Raw genomic sequence first — 19145 nt, 5'->3', positions numbered from 1 at the left:
ACCAGGTGCGCAACAGCGTCGCGATCGACGCGCGGATGCCCCGTGCGGTCGCGTCTCATCGAGCGGTTCGCTGATGATCATGACGTTACACGAAGTCATCCCCACCAGCGCCGTGTCGCACGTTCCGATGCAGCTCGGATCGCCAACGTACCTGCGGAATCCTCAGACACCGTTTCACGTGAAACGGTCGCTATCCCGCCTTGCCACGATCTCGGCCTGTCCAAGCCGCCTTGCTTTGATCCTGCTTCGTCCCTAGGAAGCCGTCCTCCGTCCAGAAAACGTCCACCTCGGGATCCCTCACGTCCATCACCAGATCAGGATCGGTAGCGCCGAGACTCCGCGCTCGGTCGATACCTACATACCTACCCAAGGCTGAGCCTCCACGGCCCCTCGGCCGCGAAGTCGAGCCGGAAGCCGCGCGATCGGCGAGCGTTTCACGTGAAACGACCGCGACGGCGAAACATCGATCGCTGTCCGGCGTCGGAAGCCGCCCTTGGCGACCTCTGCTGCCGCCGTCGGAATCAGCTTGAGCGCGATGCCCGCACGGGACCAGGAGTAGTCTCAGCAGCTTGGGGAGTCACGGGCGGCCGCACCGATCGAATAGGAGGACCTGCCCAAGTCGACTAATTCACCCGGCGCCTCAGCGGCACACCTTGGGAGACAGCTCCTCCCGCGGCCGATCGTCGACTGCGCCCCGCGGTGCCCCCGCAGCACACCGATATACTGGTATCGCACGCGCGGGTGGAGCGACCGCTCAGCGCACGGTGGCGCGCACCACCCGCGTGGGCTCGGACACGACGCCCTCGCCGATGACCTCCACGCGGACATCCGACAGCTTGTACTTGCGGATGGCCTTAGCTGCGGCACCGACCTCGGCCGAAGCGTTCTGTCCCTTGAGCAGAATGAGCTCACCGCCGTCGCGCACCAGCGGAGCGGTCCACGGAATGAGTGTGCGCAGCGCCGAGACCGCTCGCGCGGTCACCGCGTCGAGCATGCCCTCGTAGCGTCCGGACTCCTCAGCGCGTGCGCGCTCGACGACGACGTTCTCGAGACCGAGTGCGTCCACCTGTTCGTTCAGCCAGATCGTCCGACGCTCCATGGGCTCGATGAGCACCCACTGCACATCCGGCCGCGCGATCGCCAGCACGATGCCTGGAAGGCCGGCGCCCGAGCCGACATCGCCGACGCGTCCACCGGCAGGGAACAGCGGAGCGGCGACAGCCGAGTTGAGGATGTGCCGCGACCACAGCCGCGGAACCTCCTGCGGGCCGATCAGGCCGCGCTCCTCGCCATGCTCCGCCAGCGTCCGGGCGAATGCGCGCGCACGGGCGAAGCCCTCGCCGAAGAGCGCTGCAGCCTCTGCCGGCTCCGGCTCGAGAGCGTCGAGTGCCGACATCAGGCGCGACGGATGACGGTGTGGCGATCCGGGCCTTCGCCGTACGACTCCGACACGAGGCCGCGGTCGGCAGCGATGTCGTGGATGAGCTTGCGCTCGTAAGACGACATCGACGGCAGGGAAGCCTGCGACGCGCCTTCCTCGAGCTTCGCCATGGCGGCGTCGACGAGGGTCTCCAGCTGGCGTCGACGCACGTCGCGCGAGCCCCCGACGTCGAGGATCAGACGGGAGAACGAGCCCGTCTCGTTCTGCACAGCGAGGCGTGTGAGCTCCTGAAGCGCCTGAACCGTGTCGGGGTGCGAGATCACGCGCAGCGAGGCGTCTTCGGACTCCACAGACACGTAGGCGCGCCCCTGCCGCACATCCAGCGTCAGGTCGCCGTCGATGTCGGCGATGTCCAGCAGGCCCTCGAGGAAGTCGGCCGCGACGTCGCCTTCGCGCTCGAGCTCCGCGTCGGAGGGGGCGTCGGTCTCAGGTGCGGTAGGGGAGTTCATGGCGTCCAATCTCGGGTGATGCGGGCGGGCGAGACGGCGTCAGCTCGCGCTGCCGTCGTCGCCGACGGGCCGCTGCTGCTTCTTGGCGCGCTTCGCGCTCATCGGCTGCTGACGCTTCGGCTGCTTGGCGCGAGCCTCCTCAGCCCGACGCAGCAGCTCCTGCTGCTCCGCCTCGTACTCTGCGATCGTGACGACCTTGCCCTGGCTGTTGACCGCCTTGCCCTTACGCGCAAGACGCTCTTCTCGCGCCTTCGCCGCCTCCGAGCCCGGGGTGGGCAGCTCGCGGATGACGAGGAACTGCTGGCACATCGTCCAGAGGTTGTTGAAGAACCAGTACGAGACGACACCCAGCGGGAAGAAGACGCCGGAGAAGATCATCGCGAACGGGATGATGTAGAGCATGATGCGCTGCATCTGGTAGGCCTGACCGCTCTTGGCCTCGGCGGACATGTTCTTCGAGACGATCTGCAGCTGCGTGAAGAACTGTGTGCCGATCATCAGCGCGACCATGATGACGAGGATGACCGTGGTGCCGACCCAGCCGTCGGGGCGGGTCACGAAGGCGTCGCGCAGGGTCTCGGACAGCGGCGCGATGTCGAACAGGCTCGCGTTGTTGAACTGCCGCGTGAGGTCCGCGGACAGCAGGCCGACACCGCCGATGCCCTCGTTGGCATGTGCCTTGACGTCGAGCAGCGTGTAGTAGAGCGACAGGAAGACCGGCATCTGCACGAGCAGCGGCAGGCAGCTGGAGACGGGGGAGGTGCCGTGCTTCTTGTACAGGGCCATCGTCTCGCGGCTCATCGCCTCACGAGAGAGCTGGTCCCGCTTGCCTCGATACTTCTCCTGGATCTTCTTCATCTCAGGAGCGATTTCCATCATCTTGCGCTGGCTCTTGATCTGCTTCACGAAGAGCGGGATCAGGATCGCGCGGACGACGACGACCACGCCGGCGATGGAGAGGACCCAGGTGAGTCCGCCGTCGACCTGCATGCCGAGGAACGTCAGGAGCGAGTGCCAGCCGACGAGGATCATTTCGATGACCCAGCGGATGGGCCAGAGGATGATTCCGAGGAAGTCCACGGAGGTCAGTCCTTTCGTAGCGGCACGACGAAGCCGTGACGGGTGAGGTCGTAGCGGAAGTGCGGGTGCGGCGTGACGTCGTCTTCGCCGCCCGCGGCCCAGGGATGGCACCGCGCCAGGCGTGCCGCCGTCAGGCCCGATCCTCTCACGAGCCCGTGCTGCTGCACGGCCGTGACCGCGTACGCGGAGCAGGACGGGTAGTACTTGCAGACATCCCCGTAGAGATGCGAGATCGTCGCTCGGTATCCGTGCAGGAGCATGAGCCCCGCGTTGCGCGGAACCAGAGGAACCGATCGCACGGCGTCGGATACGCGAAACCGCGCCGACCCTGTGGCCGACGCGGGAAGCACGCTCATGCCGCGGCCTTGCGCGCGAGACAGCGCGTCACCTCGGAGCGCAGCTCCTGGAACGTCGCCTGAGATGCCGAAGGCAGCGCGCGGATGACGACATCGGCCCCCGGGCGCACGCCCGGCAGCGCCTCGGCGCACACCGCCTTGAGGCGACGTCGCACGGTGTTGCGCGTGACGGCGTTGCCGACGGCTTTGCTGACGATGAATCCGAATCGCGGCGCGCGTTCCTCATGGGAATGCACGACGTGCGTCACAGTCGACGCACCGGCGCATCGAGAGCCTCGGCGCACGACCATCCGATAGTCGGCGCCGAGGACCAGGCGATGCGGCCTCGCGAGCACGGACTCGTCGGCGGGATTACGCCGAGAGCTCGACGCGCCCCTTGCCGCGACGAGCGGCGAGGATGGCGCGGCCGGCGCGGGTGCGCATGCGTGCGCGGAAGCCGTGCTTCTTGGCGCGGCGACGGTTGTTGGGCTGGAACGTGCGCTTGCTCATGGAATCACTCCGAAGGGACGGTCACCGGAATCGTGTGACCGGAGACGAGAGTTGTGGGAGCCCCGAAGGGCATAAGTCAACCGATTCAGCGTACGCCGAACGACGACGATCCGGCAAATGAGCCAGACAACCTGACAGTATCTCCACAGCGACGCCCCTCGCTGGCGAAGGACACGCAGAGGAGGGCGAAGAGAGAGTTTGCCGTTCAGGATCCATCCACTAGCGTGTCACGGAGTTATCCACAGGCTAGGAGAGGCATGAGCGCGCACGACATCCCAGACGTCCCCGTCTGGCGAACGGTGCTGGCGGAGCTGGCCGGAGACGGTCGGATCACCCCTCTTCTGGAGGGATACCTGAGCCTCGCCGTCCCGCAGGGAGTCATGGGCGGCACCCTCTACATCGACGTCCCGAATGATCTCACCGCGGCGCAGATCAACAAGCGCATGCGCGAGCCGATCATGGAGGCGCTCGAGCGGATCGGCGCCGATGCCAAGTCGTTCCGCGTCTCGGTCAACCCCGAGCTCACCGAGGCCGCGATCGATGCGCCGGCTCCTGCAGCTCCCGCGGAGACGGCTCCGCAGCGGCCAGTGGCTCAGACCTCCGCCCCGGCGACCCGCTCCCGCGATGACACCCGGCTCAATCCCAAGTACACGTTCGACAACTTCGTCATCGGGCAGTCGAACCGCTTCGCCCACGCGGCCGCGGTCGCCGTCGCCGAGGCGCCCGCGAAGGCGTACAACCCGCTCTTCATCTACGGTGACTCTGGCCTCGGCAAGACGCACCTCCTCCACGCGATCGGCGACTACGCGCTCAACCTCTATCCGGGTGTCCGGGTGCGCTACGTCTCGAGCGAGGAGTTCACGAACGACTTCATCAACTCGATCGCGAACAACCGCGGAGCGGCCTTCAACGCGCGCTATCGCGAGGTCGACATCCTGCTGATCGACGACATCCAGTTCCTGCAGGGCAAAGCTGAGACGCAGGAGACGTTCTTCCACACGTTCAACACCCTGCACGACCACGACAAGCAGGTCGTGATCACCAGCGACGTCGCCCCGAAGCTCCTCACCGGCTTCGAGGACCGCATGCGCAGCCGGTTCGAGTGGGGCCTCATCACCGACGTGCAGGCGCCCGATCTCGAGACCCGCGTCGCCATCCTCCGGAAGAAGGGGCAGGCCGAGCGCCTGGACATCCCCGACGACGTCATCGAGTACATCGCGTCCAACGTGTCGACGAACATCCGCGAGCTCGAGGGGGCGCTCATACGCGTCTCCGCCTTCGCGAGCCTGAACCGCTCGTCCGTCTCGCTCGAGCTGGCGCAGACGGTGCTGCGCGACATCGTGGATCAGGCGGAGGACACCGTCGTCTCGCCGAACGACATCATCAGCGTGACCGCGAGCTACTTCAAGCTCACCGCCGACGACCTGCACGGCTCCAGCCGCGCGCAGTCGGTGGCGCAGGCTCGGCAGATCGCCATGTACCTCTGTCGCGAGCGGACGAGTCTCTCGCTGCCGAAGATCGGGCAGCTCTTCGGCGGACGCGACCACACGACGGTGATGTACGCGTACCGGAAGATCAACGAGCTCATGAAGGAGAAGCGCTCGGTCTACAACCAGGTGCAGGAGATCACCACGCAGCTCGGACGCCGCTGAGCGCACGTTCTCCATGAAGGGCCCGGAACCGAGCGTTCCGGGCCCTTCATGCGTCCTCCGAGCCTCAACAGCGCACTTGACGCGCGCTGGGAGAAGCCCCTATAAGGAGTTCTCCCCATGTGAAAACTCCTGTGGATAACTGGGGAGACACGCCTCGGAAGCTGTGTAGGACACGCCCTCCGCGTGTGGAACGGCCTGTGACAGCGACTCCGGTGCCCTTCCCGGTCTCCACGGAGCGTCCTCACGCCATCCACAACTCACACACATGTCGTTCCCTACTCCCGTCTCGCATCCACAGAGTTATCCACACTCTCCACAGCGGTTAACACGGTTAAGAGATCTCTTTCTCTGAAGGGCCTCCGATGACCTTCTCGACGGACCGCGACACCCGGGGCACTAGCATGGGAGACCCGTGGGCGGTCCGCGCCCGTTTCGTCATCCGAGGGGAGCGACCCGTGAAGTTCCACGTGAACCGCGACGTGTTCAGCGAGGCCGTCTCGTTCGTCGTCAAGCTGCTGCCCCAGCGCAACCCTCAGCCGATCCTCGCCGGCGTCCTCATCGAGGCGACCGAGGACGGGAACCTCGCACTCTCGGCTTTCGACTACGAGGCCTCCGCGCGCACGACGATCGAGGCCACGGTCGACGAGCCGGGCACGATCCTCGTCCACGGGCGGCTGCTCTCCGACATCGCCAGCCGGCTGCCCAACCAGCCGATCCAGATCTCCACCGAGGACGACGGCAACATCTCCCTCACCTGCGGCTCCGCCAGCTTCGCGCTCGCGTCGATGCCGGTCGAGGAATACCCCGCGATCCCCGAGGTCACCGGCGAATCCGGTCTCGTCCCCGGCGACGACTTCGCCACCGCGATCTCGCAGGTCGCGTTCGCTGCTTCCCGTGACGACGTCACCCCGGTGCTCACGGGCGTGCAGCTCGAGGTCTCGGGTCTCGGGCTCAGCCTCGTCGCCACCGATCGCTACCGCGTCGCGGTGCGCGACATCGAGTGGGATGGCAGCGAGCAGCAGGCGGCCGCGCTCGTCCCCGCGCGCACGCTCCAGGAGGTCGGCAAGACGTTCTCGCACGGCGGCAACATCTCGATCGCCTTCTCCGGCTCGGGCGACCGCGAGATCATCGCCTTCACCGCGGGCAACAAGACCGTGACCTCGCTGCTCATCAAGGGCAACTTCCCGCCCGTGCGTCGCCTCTTCCCCGCGCAGACCGAGCACTACGCGGTCGTCAGCACGGCCGACCTGGCCGAGGCCGTCCGTCGTGTCTCGCTGGTGCTCGACCGCTCGGCGCCGCTGCGCTTCACGTTCTCCACCTCGCAGGTGACGATGGACGCCTCCGGCGGCGAGCAGGCGCGCGCCTCCGAGTCCGTGGACGCGCACCTCACGGGCGGCGACGAGGTCACGCTCGGCCTCAATCCGCAGTACCTCCTCGAGGCGCTCGGCGCCGTGAAGAGCGAGTTCGTGCGGGTGACGTTCACGTCGAGCGACAACGCCAACAAGCTGAGCCCGATCCTCATCACGAGCCAGACGTCGGTGGATCAGGCGGGCCAGGACTCGTTCAAGTACCTGCTGCAGCCGAACCTGCTGCTGCGCTGAGCCCCGGTTCTTCCGCCCGACCCCACCGTCAAACGATGTCGTCTCATCGAGGCGACACGGGATTCCGTGAGATCGCGTGTGCGTTCGGTGAGACGACATCGTCTGGTGGCAAGGCCGACCCGCACCGCATCGGGGCAACGTCAGACGTCGATGAGAGGGTGATTCGATGATCGTCGAGCACCTCAGCCTCGTCGACTTCCGCAACTACGCCCATGCGGAACTCGCGCTGCAGCCCGGGCCCAACGTGCTCGTCGGGCGCAACGGGCAGGGGAAGACGAACCTCGCCGAGGCCATCGCGTACCTCGCGACACTGGGCTCCCATCGGGTCTCGTCGGACGCTCCGCTCGTCCGGGAGGGCAAGGACGCCGCTTTCGTGCGCGCGCGCCTCGCCCACGGTCAGCGCCGGGTCACCCTGGAGCTGCAGATCAACAAGCAGGGATCCAACCGCGCGCGCGTGAGCGGGTCGCCCGTGCGCACGTCCGAGCTGCCGCGCTATGCGCAGGCCGTGCTGTTCGCACCGGAGGACCTGCAGATCGTGCGCGGCGATCCCTCCCAGCGTCGGCGGTTCGCCGATCAGCTCCTCATCCAGCGCACCCCGCGGATGGCCGGGGTCATCGCCGACTACGACCGCACGCTCCGCCAGCGCACCGCGCTGCTGAAATCGGCTCGTGCGCGGGGGATGAAGGGCAGCCAGCTGACGACTCTCGACGTCTGGGACGACAAGCTCGTCGCACTCGGGTCGGAGCTCATCGACGCCCGCGTCCGGCTCGCACAGGATCTCGCCGACCCCGTCGCGCAGGCCTATGCGGGCGTCGCGGGCGAGGATCACCGCCCCGAGCTCAGCTGGGTGCTGTCGGTGCGCGGCGCCGACCCCGAGGAGGGCGAGGAGCTGCCTGCCGGCGAGGGCGGGTCGACGCCCGAGCTCTTCCGCTCGGCACTCGCCGCCCGTCGCTCGCAGGAGCTCGAGCGCGGCCTGAGCCTCGTCGGGCCCCATCGCGACGACCTCCTCCTCACCGTGCGCGGGCTCCCCGTGAAGGGGTACGCGTCGCACGGCGAATCCTGGTCGGTCGCCCTCGCGCTCCGGCTGGCCTCCGCCGGGCTCCTCCGCGCGGAGTCGCAGGGCGGCGACCCGATCCTCATCCTCGACGACGTCTTCGCCGAGCTCGACGCTGACCGGCGGCGGCGTCTCGCCGACGTGGTGGCCGACTTCGAGCAGGTGCTCGTGACGGCGGCCGTGGCCGCCGACGTGCCGGCGCCGCTGCGGGCGAACGCGGTGCGCATCGAGGCCGGCGCCGTCCTCGGGCCGCTCTCCGACCATCCGCTCACGTCGGAGGCGACGGATGGCTGAGCCGGAGGTTCCCGAGACGATCGCCACGTACCTGCGACTGCGGGGCCTCGAGCCGAGCAAGCGGTACAAGAAGAAGCGGCGCGTCGTCGACGACGACGACGAGAACGCGCCGTTCGCTCCCGGCCGCGATCCGAAGCCGCTGGGCGAGGCGATCGACGTGCTCACCCGCTCGAGCGGGTGGGAGCCGCATCTGCAGCGGGAGGACCTCGCCCTCAACTGGGAGGAGATCGCCGGCGCCGAGAACGCCGCGCACTCCCACATCGAGACGTTCTCGCGCGGCGTGGTGGTGGTGCGATGCGATTCCACCCCCCGCAGCAAGCAGATGCACATGATGCGCTCGCACTTCCTCACGCGGGTGATCCAGCTGTACCCCGAGGCCGGCGTCACCGAGATCCGCTTCTTCGGGCCGGACGTGCCCTCCTGGAATCACGGCATCAGGCGCGTTCCAGGGCGCGGCCCGCGCGATACCTACGGCTAGGACGGGTCGGATCTTAGGCCCGTCGATTTTCTCCCGGCAGAAGGGCCTGTGGAGGGGGCGTCGGGGCGCCGTGCACGATAGAATGGGAAGGCTGCCGATCCCAGATGTGGAGCACTTCTTCCTATGACGAGCGAAACCCCTCAGAACGAGTCCGAGCCGATCGACGACGGTCGGGACGACGAGAGGGGCGACGCCGCACCGGGCCCCCGAAAGGTCGAGAACGAGTACGGCGCGGATGCCATCCAGGTTCTCGAGGGACTGGAGGCCGTCCGCAAGCGCCCGGGCATGTACATCGGCTCGACGGGACCGCGCGGTCTGCACCATCTCGTCTACGAGATCGTCGACAACTCCGTCGATGAGGCGCTCGCGGGGTACTGCGACACGATCGCCGTGACGCTGCTCGCGGATGGCGGACTGCGCGTCGTCGACAACGGCCGCGGCATCCCGGTCGGGATGCACAAGACCGAGGGCAAGTCGACCCTCGAGGTCGTGCTGACGGTCCTGCACGCGGGCGGCAAGTTCGGCGGCGGCGGGTACGCCGTCTCCGGCGGTCTCCACGGTGTCGGCTCGTCGGTGGTGAACGCACTCTCCACGCGACTGGATGCGGTCGTCATGCGCGACGGATACGTCTGGCGCCAGTCGTTCTCGGGCGGCGGCGTGCCGATGGCCCCCATCGAGCAGGGGGAGGAGACCGAGGAGACCGGGACGACGATCACGTTCTGGCCCGACGCCGAGATCTTCGTCGAGGGCGTCGAGTTCGACTACGAGACGCTCCGCACCCGCTTCCAGCAGACCGCGTTCCTCAACAAGGGCCTCCGCATCGAGCTGACCGACGAGCGCGAGTCGTCTGCGGAGGAGGTCGAGACCGCCGACGGCTCGACCGAGATCGTCAAGCGCCACAACGTCTTCCACTACGAGCGCGGCCTCGTCGACTACGTCGAGTACCTCAACAAGGTGCGCAAGGCAGAGCGCGTCAACGAGGACATCGTCGTGCTCGAGCAGGAGCAGCCCGACGGGCGGATGGCCGTCGAGATCGCGATGCAGTGGACGACGAGCTACACCGAGAACGTCTTCACCTACGCGAACATGATCAACACGCACGAGGGCGGCACGCACGAGGAGGGCTTCCGCGCGGCGCTCACCTCGCTCGTGAACCGGTACGCGCGGGCGAACGGCATCCTCAAGGACAAGGACGACAACCTCACCGGCGACGACGTCCGCGAGGGCCTCACCGCCGTCATCTCCGTCAAGCTCTCCGAGCCGCAGTTCGAGGGCCAGACGAAGACGAAGCTCGGCAACACCGAGGCCAAGGCGTTCGTGCAGAAGGTCGTGGGCGACCAGCTCGCCGACTGGTTCGAGCGCAACCCGCAGCAGGCCAAGAACGTCATCCGCAAGGCGATCGACGCGGCGTCGGCGCGGATGGCCGCGCGCAAGGCCCGTGAGACGGCTCGCCGCAAGAGCGTGTTCGAGTCCGCCGCGATGCCCGACAAGCTCAAGGACTGCACCTCGAAGGACCCCTCGATCAGCGAGGTGTTCCTCGTCGAGGGAGACTCCGCCGGCGGCTCGGCCGTGGGCGGGCGCGACCCGCGCACGCAGGCGATCCTCGCCCTCCGCGGCAAGATCCTCAACGTCGAGCGCGCGCGCATCGACAAGGCGCTGGGCAACCGCGAGGTCCAGGCGATGATCCAGGCCTTCGGCACGGGCATCGGGCCGGAGTTCGACCTCGCCAAGGCGCGGTACCACAAGATCGTCCTGATGACAGACGCCGACGTCGACGGCCAGCACATCACCACGCTGCTGCTGACGCTGCTCTTCCGCTACATGCGCGGGCTCATCGAGGCCGGTTACGTCTACCTCGCGATGCCGCCGCTCTACCGCCTGAAGTGGACGAACGCGCCGCACGAGTATGTGTACAGCGACCGTGAGCGTGACGCGCTGCTCAAGGAGGGCGCCGCTGCGGGCAAGCGCATCCCCAAGGACGCCGGCATCCAGCGGTACAAGGGTCTCGGCGAGATGAACGACTCCGAGCTGTGGGACACCACCATGAACCCGGAGACGCGCACCCTGCGGCAGGTCACGATCGACGACGCGGCAGCGGCAGACGAGATCTTCTCCGTGCTGATGGGGGAGGACGTCGAGTCCCGCCGCGGGTTCATCCAGCGCAATGCGAAGGACGTCCGCTTCCTGGACATATGACGCTCCGCGAGCGCAGCGAGCCGCCCGCGGCCGTTGCGCGAGCGAAGCGAGTCGAAACGCGGTGACCAGACGTCCTCGACGCGACCGCACAAGTGAGATAAAGAGAAGATGACTGACGAAGTCCGCCCCGACATCGACGACGCGCACAACCACGGCCGGATCGACCAGGTCGACCTGCAGTCGGAGATGCAGCGCAGCTACCTCGACTACGCGATGAGCGTGATCGTCGGGCGCGCGCTGCCCGACGTGCGTGACGGGCTGAAGCCCGTGCACCGTCGCGTCGTGTACGCGATGTACGACGGCGGCTACCGTCCCGACAAGAAGTTCTCGAAGTGCGCCCGCGTCGTCGGCGAGGTGATGGGTCAGTACCACCCGCACGGCGACACCGCGATCTACGACGCCCTCGTGCGTCTGGTCCAGCCGTGGTCGCTGCGCTACCCGCTGGCGCTCGGCCAGGGCAATTTCGGCTCGCCCGGCAACCAGGGCGCCGCGGCGCCCCGGTACACCGAGACGAAGATGGCCGCGCTCGCCCTCGAGATGGTGCGCGACATCGAGCAGGAGACCGTCGACTTCCAGGACAACTACGACGGCGAGACGCAGGAGCCCACGGTCCTGCCGGCGCGGTTCCCGAACCTGCTCGTCAACGGCTCGGTCGGCATCGCGGTTGGCATGGCCACGAACATCCCGCCGCACAACCTGCGCGAGGTGGCCGACGGCGCGCTCTGGGCGCTGGACCACCCCGACCTGCCGCGCGAGGAGCTGCTGGGTGGTCTCATGCAGCGGATCCCGGGGCCGGACTTCCCCACCGGGGCGCAGATCCTCGGCAGCAAGGGCATCCACGAGGCGTACCGCACCGGGCGCGGCTCGATCACGATGCGCGCGGTCGTGGAGATCGAGGAGATCCAGGGGCGCACGTGCCTGGTCATCACCGAGCTGCCGTACCAGGTGAACCCCGACAACCTCGCCGTGAAGATCGGCGAGCTCGCCCGCGAGGGCAAGGTCACCGGCATCGCCGACATCCGCGACGAGACCTCCGGCCGCACCGGCCAGCGCCTCGTCGTCGTGCTCAAGCGCGACGCGGTCGCCAAGGTCGTGCTGAACAACCTCTACAAGCACACCGAGCTGCAGACGAACTTCGGCGCGAACATGCTCGCCATCGTCGACGGCGTGCCGCGCACGCTTCCGCTCGACGGCTTCATCCAGTACTGGATCGCGCACCAGCTCGACGTCATCGTGCGCCGCACCCGCTTCCGCCTGCGGAAGGCGGAGGAGCGGATGCACATCCTGCGCGGCTACCTCAAGGCGCTCGACGCCCTCGACGAGGTGATCGCGCTCATCCGCCGCTCGCCGACCGTCGACGATGCACGCGAGGGTCTGAAGGACCTGCTGGAGATCGACGACATCCAGGCCGATGCCATCCTCTCGATGCAGCTGCGCCGCCTCGCGGCGCTCGAGCGTCAGAAGATCATCGACGAGGCGAACGAGCTCGAGGCGCAGATCGCGGAGTTCCGCGCGATCATCGCCGACGAGATGCGTCAGCGCGCCATCGTGCGCACCGAGCTGACCGAGATCGTCGACCGCTTCGGCGACGAGCGGCGCACGCACATCCTCCACGGCTTCGACGGCGATGTGTCCATCGAGGACCTCATCGCCGAGGAGGAGATGGTCGTCACCATCACCCGCGAGGGCTACATCAAGCGCACCCGCAGCGACAACTACCGCTCGCAGCACCGCGGCGGCAAGGGCGTGAAGGGTGCGCAGCTGCGCGCGGACGACGTCGTCGAGCACTTCTTCGTGACCACGACGCACCACTGGCTGCTCTTCTTCACGACGAAGGGCCGCGTCTACCGCACCAAGACGTACGAGGTGCCCGAGGCCGGCCGCGACGCCAAGGGCCTGCACGTGGCGAACCTCCTCGCACTGCAGCCCGACGAGCAGATCGCCCAGGTCATCGAGCTCAAGTCGTACGACGACGCCGAGTACCTCGTGCTCGCGACGCGCGCCGGCCTCGTGAAGAAGACGCGCCTGACCGAGTACGACTCGAACCGCCAGGGCGGCATCATCGCGATCAATCTACGCGAGGGCGATGAGCTCGTGAGCGCGCTCACCGCGAACGCCGACGACGACATCCTCCTCATCAGCCACCGCGGCATGTCGCTGCGCTTCTCGGCGACCGACGAGGCGCTGCGTCCGATGGGCCGCTCGACGAGCGGTGTGAAGGGCATGTCGTTCCGGGAGGACGACGACCTGCTCTCGGCGTCGCTCGTCTGGCCGGACTCGTTCGTCTTCGTCGTCACGGACGGCGGCTACGCCAAGCGGACGGCCGTGGATGAGTACCGAGTGCAGGGGCGCGGCGGCCTCGGCATCAAGGTCGCGAAGCTCAACGACGATCGCGGCGTGCTGGCCGGCGGTCTCATCGTCCAGGCGGATGACGAGGTCCTCGTGGTTCTCGAAAAGGGCAAGGTGGTACGCTCTGCCGTGGCCGAGGTGCCCGCCAAGGGGCGCGACACCATGGGAGTCGTCTTCGCACGGCCCGACAAGAACGACCGGATCCTCGCGATCGCTCGCAATGCCGAGCGGCGGATCAGCGAGGAGATCGGGGAAGAGCCCGAAGAGGCCGCCCCGGCAACCGACATCTCCGAAGGAACGACTGACGCATGAGCACCGTAGCGGACAAGCTCGCCCAGAAGCAGGCGCATAAGACCAGCGCCAAGCAGGTGCGGCTGCGCCTGGTCTACATCGACTTCTGGTCGGCCGTGAAGCTGTCGTTCCTGGCGGCCGTGGCGCTGGCCGTCGTGACGATCGTGTCGTTCTTCCTCATCTACATGGTCGTGCAGACGACCGGGCTCATCGGCCAGGCCGACGAGTTCTTCACGATGTTCTCCGACGGCGAGCTGTCGCTGTCGTCGTTCCTCGGTCTGCCCCAGGTGATGGCGTTCGCCGCCGTGGTGGCGATCCTCAACCTCGTCGTCGTGACGGTGCTCGGCGCCGTCGTCGCCGGCATCTACAACCTCGCGGTGAAGATCACCGGCGGCCTGCTCGTGGGCTTCACCTCGAGCTGACCCCGGCTCCACCTCTCCTCGAAGCGCTCCGGCCCACCGGTCGGGGCGCTTCGTCGTCTCCCGTCGCGGGCACCGGTCTGCGGAAGGACTACGCGCTCGCCTGCAGACGACCGGCCTCGATGCGGATGACCCGATCGGCCACCGCCATCGACGTCTCGTCGTGCGTGACGCAGGCGACAGCCGCCCCGCGCCGCGCCTCCTCGGCGAGGATCGTCCGCGTGCGGTCGCGACTGCGGGAATCGAGACCGGCCGCGGGCTCGTCGAGGAGCAGGATGGACGGCCGCCGGACGATGCCCTGAGCGAGCAGCGCGCGCTGCCGCTGACCACCCGAGAGCGCGGACAGGGGCCGGTCCTCGTATCCCGTGAGCTCGACCCGGGCGATGGCCTCGGCGACGGCTGTGCGCGCACGCGCGCGGGGCATCCTGCGGCCTCCTGCCCACGTCCCCATCGCCACTGCGTCGCGCACCGTGACGGGCAGGGACGGCGGCGCGTCGGGGCGCTGCACGACGAGGGCGACGTCGCCGGCGCGCGTGACCGCTCCGCTGCGCGGACGCAGCACACCGGCGAGGATCTCCACGAGTGTCGACTTGCCCGACCCGTTGGGGCCGGCGACGGCGGCCACCTCGCCGAACGCCAGATGCACCGTGACGTCGTGGAGGACGTCTTCCGCGTCGTAGGCGTAGCAGAGCGAGCGGCCGAGGATGGCGGGACGGTGAGAGGACATGTGCACCCACTATAGCGAGCGATAATCGTTCTCATTATGGGCTAGGCTCGTCCCTCGTGTCCTGGCTCATCGATCCCCTCAGCGCGGACTTCTTCGTGCGCGCCCTCCTCGGCGGCGTCCTCGTCGCCGTCATCTGCGGCGTCGTCGGAACCTGGGTGGTCATCCGCGGGATGGCCTTCCTCGGCGAGGCGATCGGTCACGGGATGCTGCCGGGGGTCGCGCTGGCCACCGTGCTGGGCGCGCCGGTGCTCCTCGGCGGGGCCGTGAGCGCGGTGGCGATGAGCGCCGCCATCGGCGCCCTCCAGCGTCGCGGACGGCTCTCCTACGACACGAGCATCGGCCTGCTGTTCGTGGGCATGCTGTCCCTGGGCGTGATCATCGTCTCGCACTCGCGCAGTTTCGCGACGGACGCGACCGTGATGCTCTTCGGCGACGTCCTCGCCATCGACACCGGAGATCTCGTGCTCCTCGCGGTCGCCCTCGTCATCACGATCGTCGTGGCGACGACCTTCCACCGTGGCTTCGTCGCGTCGGCATTCGACCGGCGGATCGCGCAGACGCTCGGATTGCGACCCCAGATGGCGCAGGTCGCCCTGGTGGGGCTCGTGACGCTGGCGGTCGTGTCGTCATATCAGGCGGTCGGGTCGCTCCTCGTCGTGGGGCTCCTGATCGCACCCGCGGTGGCCGCGAGATCGTGGGCGACGCGCATCCCCGCGACGATGGTCGTCGCGAGCCTCGTCGGGATGCTCGCGGTCGCCGTCGGCCTGCTCGCGTCGTGGAACGCCGGCACCGCGGCGGGCGCGTCGATCGCGTGCGCCGCGATCCTGCTCGCGGCCGTCTCGGCCGCGCTGCGCGGAGCGCTCGACCGCGCGCGCCGCTCCCGCGCTCCTCATCTCACGTCCGATGCACACACCGGCGATCGCGTGGGTGCACCCTCTTGATCCCTCGAAAGGAACCGATGCGTCTTCGCCGCCCCCTCCTCGCCCTCTCCGCAGCCGCCGTGCTGCTGTTGGCCTCCTGCGCGTCGCCGGATGCGGCGGAGGTGGCCGCCTCTCCCGCCGCGACGGAGGAGGCCTCCGGATCGGACAGCGGTCACGGTGCCGTCGCCGGAGCCGCCGAGGTGGCCGAGCCGCCGTTGCAGCTCGTCTCCGTGGATGCGGGGGGCGGGCTGGGGATCCTCGACCTGCTCGACGGCTCCACGACGGAGCTGGCGACGATCGGCGCTCCCGAGTCGACCGCGACCGACGGACGCTACGTGTTCGCGACGACCGATGACGGCCTGGAGATCGTCGACAGCGGCGTCTGGACGTGGGATCACGTCGACCACTTCCATTACTACCGCTCCGAGCCGTCGCTCGTCGGAACGCTCGAGGGTGAGGGGCAGGTCGTCGTGACCACCGGTCCGCTTGCGACGGCGGGAGGAACCGGAGTGTTCTTCTCGGGCTCCGGTGACGCGGTGCTGCTCGACAACGACGCTCTCTCGAACGGCGAGATCGTGGAATCCTTCCGCATCGAGACCGGAGCGGATCAGGGCCTCGTCGCACCGCTCGGAACGGGAGCGCTGGTGAGCGTGAGCGACGACACGGGTCGCATCCAGAGCCTGCGCTTCCATGACGTCGACGGGACGGCGTCGGGGAGCGCCGACATCGGGTGCGTCGACGCGGAGGGCGCGATGGTGTCGCGCGTGGGACTCGTCGTGGGGTGCGCGGATGGCGCGCTGCTCGCAACCATGGACGGCGGGGAGCCCGTTTTCGAGCGGATCGCCTATCCCGAGTCCTCGGCGGAGCGCGCGACCGCGTTCGACGGGCGCAAGGGGCGTCCGACGGTGGCCGCACTCGCCGGCGGGAGCGGCTTCTGGCTTCTCGACACGCGCGAGCGCGCCTGGCAGCTCGTCGAGACAGGAGAGCGGCTCCTGCGCGTCAGCGCCGTCGACGACGCCGACGGACACGTCGTGGGTCTCCACGAGGACGGCAGCGTGCGCGTCTACCTCGCCGAGACCGGCGAGGAGATCGCCGCTACCGAGTCGCTGCTGCCCGAGACGCTCGAGGACGCGGCGCTGCTCGAGCACGTATCCGTCTTCGTCGACGCTCAGCGCGCCTACGTGAACGCCCCCGCTGAGGGAGTCGTCTACGAGATCGCCTACGCGGACGGTGCCCGCATCGCCCGCACGCTCGAGACGCCGACCGAGCCGGTGCACCTCGCCGAGGTCGGCCGATGAGGCGGCGGACCGCGGTCGCCGCGCTCCTCGTCGTCGTCGGGCTCAGCGGATGCGCGACGACGCAGGCTTCCGGCGACGCGCCGCAGGTCGTCGTCACGACGAACATCCTCGGTGACGTCGTGGAGAACATCGCGGGCGAGGAGCTCGAGGTGACGACCCTCATGAAGCGCAACGCCGATCCGCACTCCTTCGAGATCTCGGCGCAGGAGGCCGCGGCGATGGGCGCGGCCGACCTCGTCGTCGCCAACGGCCTCGGTCTCGAGGAGGGGCTGCAGCAGCACCTCGACCGTGCCGTGGCGGACGGGGGAGCGATGCTCGTCGCGGGGGACGTGATCGACGTGCTCGCCTACAGCGAGGAGGAGGCCGACGGCGCTCCCGATCCGCACTTCTGGACCGATCCGGCGCGGATGGTCGACGTCGTCACCGCGCTCGAAGAGGCGCTCCTCGCCGTGGACGGCGTCGACGAGCAGGCGATCCAGGACAACGCCGACGGCTATCGCGCGGAGCTCGCCGAGCTCGACACCGAGATGACGGCGGCGTTCTCGGCGATCGACGACGCTGATCGGGCGCTCGTGACGAACCATCACGTCTTCGGCTACCTCGCCGAGCGGTTCGACTTCCGCGTCGTCGGGGCCGTCATCCCCGGGGGCACGACGCTCGCCGCGCCGAGCGCCGCCGATCTGCGCGACCTCGCCGCCGCGATCGAGGAGGCGGGCGTGCCCACGATCTTCGCCGAGTCGTCGCAACCCGACCGCCTCGTCCAGGTGCTCGCGAGCGAGGTCGGCATCGATGTCGACGTCGTCGAGCTCTTCACCGAATCGCTGACGGAGCCCGACGAGGGCGCCGACACCTACCTCACGATGATGCGCGCGAACACCGAGCGCATCGCCGACGGCCTGACGCACTGAGGCCATCCATGGAAAGGGAAACAATGAAACGACACACGCGACTGGCGACAGCAGCCGCCGCGCTCGCCGGCATCTCGCTCCTCGCGACGGCGTGCGCGAGCACGTCGGGCGACGCCTCCGGCGCCGGAGCGGAGCCCGCCGCCGAGGAGACCACGACCGCGCCGGGCACGGGATCAGCCGAAGGACGGGTGGCGGTCGCCTACGAGAACGGCATCGCCGTGCTCGACGGCGAGACGCTCGAGATCATCGAGGAGTTCGAGTCGGAGGAGTTCACGCGCCTGAACGCCTTCGGGGACGGCAGCAACATCATGGTGACGATGTCGCAGGGCTTCCAGGTGCTCGACACGGCCGCACCCGAGCTGACCGATCTCGTGTTCGACGCTACGACGCCCGGCCACGTCGTCGTCCACCACGACAAGACGGTGCTGTTCGACGACGGCACCGGAGTGACGACGATCCTCGACACCGACTCGCTGCTCTCGGCCGACGGCACGCTGCCCGAGGGCGAGACGTACACGGCCGACGCCCCTCACCACGGGGTGTCGATCGCCCTCGAGGACGGCACTCTCGTGACGACCGTCGGAGACGACACCGGACGCACCGGCGCGATGGCCCTGCACGCGCATGACGACCACTGGGACGTCGAGGCGTCGAGCGACCAGTGCCCGGGTATCCACGGCGAGGGGACCGCAGCCGACGAGGCGGTCATCTTCGGCTGCGAGGACGGCGCGCTGATGTATCAGGACGGCGAGTTCGTGAAGTTCACGGCTCCCGACACCTACGGGCGGATGGGCAACGCGTTCGTATCCGAGACGAGCCCGATCGTCGTGGGCGACTACAACGCCGATCCCGACGCCGAGGGCTACCTCCTCAGCGCCGTCACGCTGATCGACACGGCGGAGGGGGCTTACGAGGTCGTCGACCTCCCCGATGAGGTGCAGTACACCTACCGGGGCGTCGCGCGCGGCTCCGAGGACCTCGCGTACATCGTGGGGACCGACGGGCAGATCCATGTAGCCTCGGCCTCGTGCGACCGGGCCGCCGGCGCGGACGCCGACCTCGCGACCCTGGTGCAGGTCTCGGGCTCGAGCGACGCGGCCCCCGCGGTCGACATGCCGACCCCGTTCCACGTCGACGAGACCG

The 19145-nt window shown here is 68.5% G+C and carries 18 protein-coding genes; 11 read left to right on the top strand and 7 right to left on the bottom strand.

Translation table 11 applies throughout. The features are described from left to right. Positions 1-754: 754 nt before the first annotated feature. The 6 genes from rsmG to rpmH are packed head-to-tail and all read right to left on the bottom strand — an operon-like array spanning position 755 to position 3815. Positions 755-1396, bottom strand: a complete 642-nt coding sequence (gene rsmG, locus QWJ90_RS10010) for a 16S rRNA (guanine(527)-N(7))-methyltransferase RsmG (RefSeq protein WP_290107648.1) — start codon at positions 1394-1396, stop codon at positions 755-757. Further along, entirely contained in the window at positions 1396-1890 is a 495-nt protein-coding gene (locus QWJ90_RS10005) for a protein jag (RefSeq protein ID WP_290107646.1), read from the bottom strand. The genes rsmG and QWJ90_RS10005 overlap by 1 nt, the downstream gene beginning before the upstream one ends. Before the next feature lie 39 nt (positions 1891-1929). Then, the gene (gene yidC, locus QWJ90_RS10000) at positions 1930-2970 is read right to left on the bottom strand and encodes a membrane protein insertase YidC (RefSeq protein ID WP_290107644.1); all 1041 of its coding nucleotides are present in this window, start codon (positions 2968-2970) and stop codon (positions 1930-1932) included. Between the two features lie 5 nt (positions 2971-2975). Then, a complete protein-coding gene (gene yidD / locus QWJ90_RS09995) occupies positions 2976-3326 on the bottom strand; it encodes a membrane protein insertion efficiency factor YidD (RefSeq protein WP_290107643.1) in 351 nt (116 codons plus the stop codon). Next, positions 3323-3661: a ribonuclease P protein component gene (gene rnpA, locus QWJ90_RS09990; RefSeq protein WP_290107642.1), complete on the bottom strand. Its 339-nt coding sequence runs from the start codon at positions 3659-3661 to the stop codon at positions 3323-3325. Before rnpA ends, yidD begins: the two co-directional genes overlap by 4 nt. A 16-nt stretch (positions 3662-3677) precedes the next feature. Beyond that, positions 3678-3815 (bottom strand): 50S ribosomal protein L34, encoded by a 138-nt coding sequence (gene rpmH / locus QWJ90_RS09985; RefSeq protein WP_156242570.1) that lies wholly within the window; start codon positions 3813-3815, stop codon positions 3678-3680. Positions 3816-4072: 257 nt separating this feature from the next. Here rpmH and dnaA point away from each other — a divergent pair, with 257 nt between their 5' ends. The 7 genes from dnaA to QWJ90_RS09950 all read left to right on the top strand — a co-directional run bounded on the left by dnaA (position 4073) and on the right by QWJ90_RS09950 (position 14152). After that, complete coding sequence (gene dnaA, locus QWJ90_RS09980; protein ID WP_290107639.1) at positions 4073-5467, top strand: chromosomal replication initiator protein DnaA; 1395 nt, start codon at positions 4073-4075, stop codon at positions 5465-5467. 455 nt (positions 5468-5922) lie between these two features. Continuing rightward, positions 5923-7068, top strand: a complete 1146-nt coding sequence (dnaN, locus tag QWJ90_RS09975) for a DNA polymerase III subunit beta (RefSeq protein ID WP_290107638.1) — start codon at positions 5923-5925, stop codon at positions 7066-7068. Positions 7069-7234: 166 nt separating this feature from the next. Further along, positions 7235-8416, top strand: coding sequence for a DNA replication/repair protein RecF (gene recF / locus QWJ90_RS09970; protein WP_290107637.1), 1182 nt, complete (start codon positions 7235-7237; stop codon positions 8414-8416). Further along, complete coding sequence (locus QWJ90_RS09965) at positions 8409-8894, top strand: DUF721 domain-containing protein (protein WP_156242574.1); 486 nt, start codon at positions 8409-8411, stop codon at positions 8892-8894. Before recF ends, QWJ90_RS09965 begins: the two co-directional genes overlap by 8 nt. A 123-nt stretch (positions 8895-9017) precedes the next feature. Beyond that, positions 9018-11090: a DNA topoisomerase (ATP-hydrolyzing) subunit B gene (gene gyrB, locus QWJ90_RS09960; protein ID WP_290107634.1), complete on the top strand. Its 2073-nt coding sequence runs from the start codon at positions 9018-9020 to the stop codon at positions 11088-11090. Positions 11091-11198: 108 nt separating this feature from the next. Further along, positions 11199-13751: a DNA gyrase subunit A gene (gyrA, locus tag QWJ90_RS09955; protein ID WP_290107632.1), complete on the top strand. Its 2553-nt coding sequence runs from the start codon at positions 11199-11201 to the stop codon at positions 13749-13751. Then, entirely contained in the window at positions 13748-14152 is a 405-nt protein-coding gene (locus QWJ90_RS09950; RefSeq protein WP_290107631.1) for a DUF3566 domain-containing protein, read from the top strand. Before gyrA ends, QWJ90_RS09950 begins: the two co-directional genes overlap by 4 nt. An 88-nt stretch (positions 14153-14240) precedes the next feature. On the opposite strand, the gene aztA is transcribed toward QWJ90_RS09950, so the two are convergent. Beyond that, positions 14241-14876 carry a zinc ABC transporter ATP-binding protein AztA gene (gene aztA, locus QWJ90_RS09945; RefSeq protein ID WP_290107629.1) on the bottom strand — a complete coding sequence of 212 codons (636 nt, stop codon included), beginning with the start codon at positions 14874-14876 and terminating at the stop codon, positions 14241-14243. Between the two features lie 56 nt (positions 14877-14932). On the opposite strand from aztA, the gene aztB reads away from it, so the two are divergent. The 4 genes from aztB to QWJ90_RS09925 form a co-directional block, all read left to right on the top strand. Then, positions 14933-15817 carry a zinc ABC transporter permease AztB gene (gene aztB, locus QWJ90_RS09940; protein WP_290107628.1) on the top strand — a complete coding sequence of 295 codons (885 nt, stop codon included), beginning with the start codon at positions 14933-14935 and terminating at the stop codon, positions 15815-15817. A gap of 17 nt (positions 15818-15834) precedes the next feature. Beyond that, positions 15835-17094: an ABC transporter gene (locus tag QWJ90_RS09935; protein ID WP_290107627.1), complete on the top strand. Its 1260-nt coding sequence runs from the start codon at positions 15835-15837 to the stop codon at positions 17092-17094. Then, positions 17091-18002: a zinc ABC transporter substrate-binding protein AztC gene (gene aztC, locus QWJ90_RS09930; RefSeq protein WP_290107625.1), complete on the top strand. Its 912-nt coding sequence runs from the start codon at positions 17091-17093 to the stop codon at positions 18000-18002. Before QWJ90_RS09935 ends, aztC begins: the two co-directional genes overlap by 4 nt. Before the next feature lie 23 nt (positions 18003-18025). Beyond that, a partial coding sequence (locus QWJ90_RS09925; protein WP_290107624.1) for a hypothetical protein occupies positions 18026-19145 on the top strand: 1120 nt, incomplete at its 3' end.

The organism is Microbacterium oryzae (assembly GCF_030406385.1).
GTDB lineage: Bacteria > Actinomycetota > Actinomycetes > Actinomycetales > Microbacteriaceae > Microbacterium > Microbacterium oryzae_A.
The sequence above is the reverse complement of the archived record's forward strand: the minus strand, read 5'-3'. Positions and strand labels throughout refer to the sequence as shown.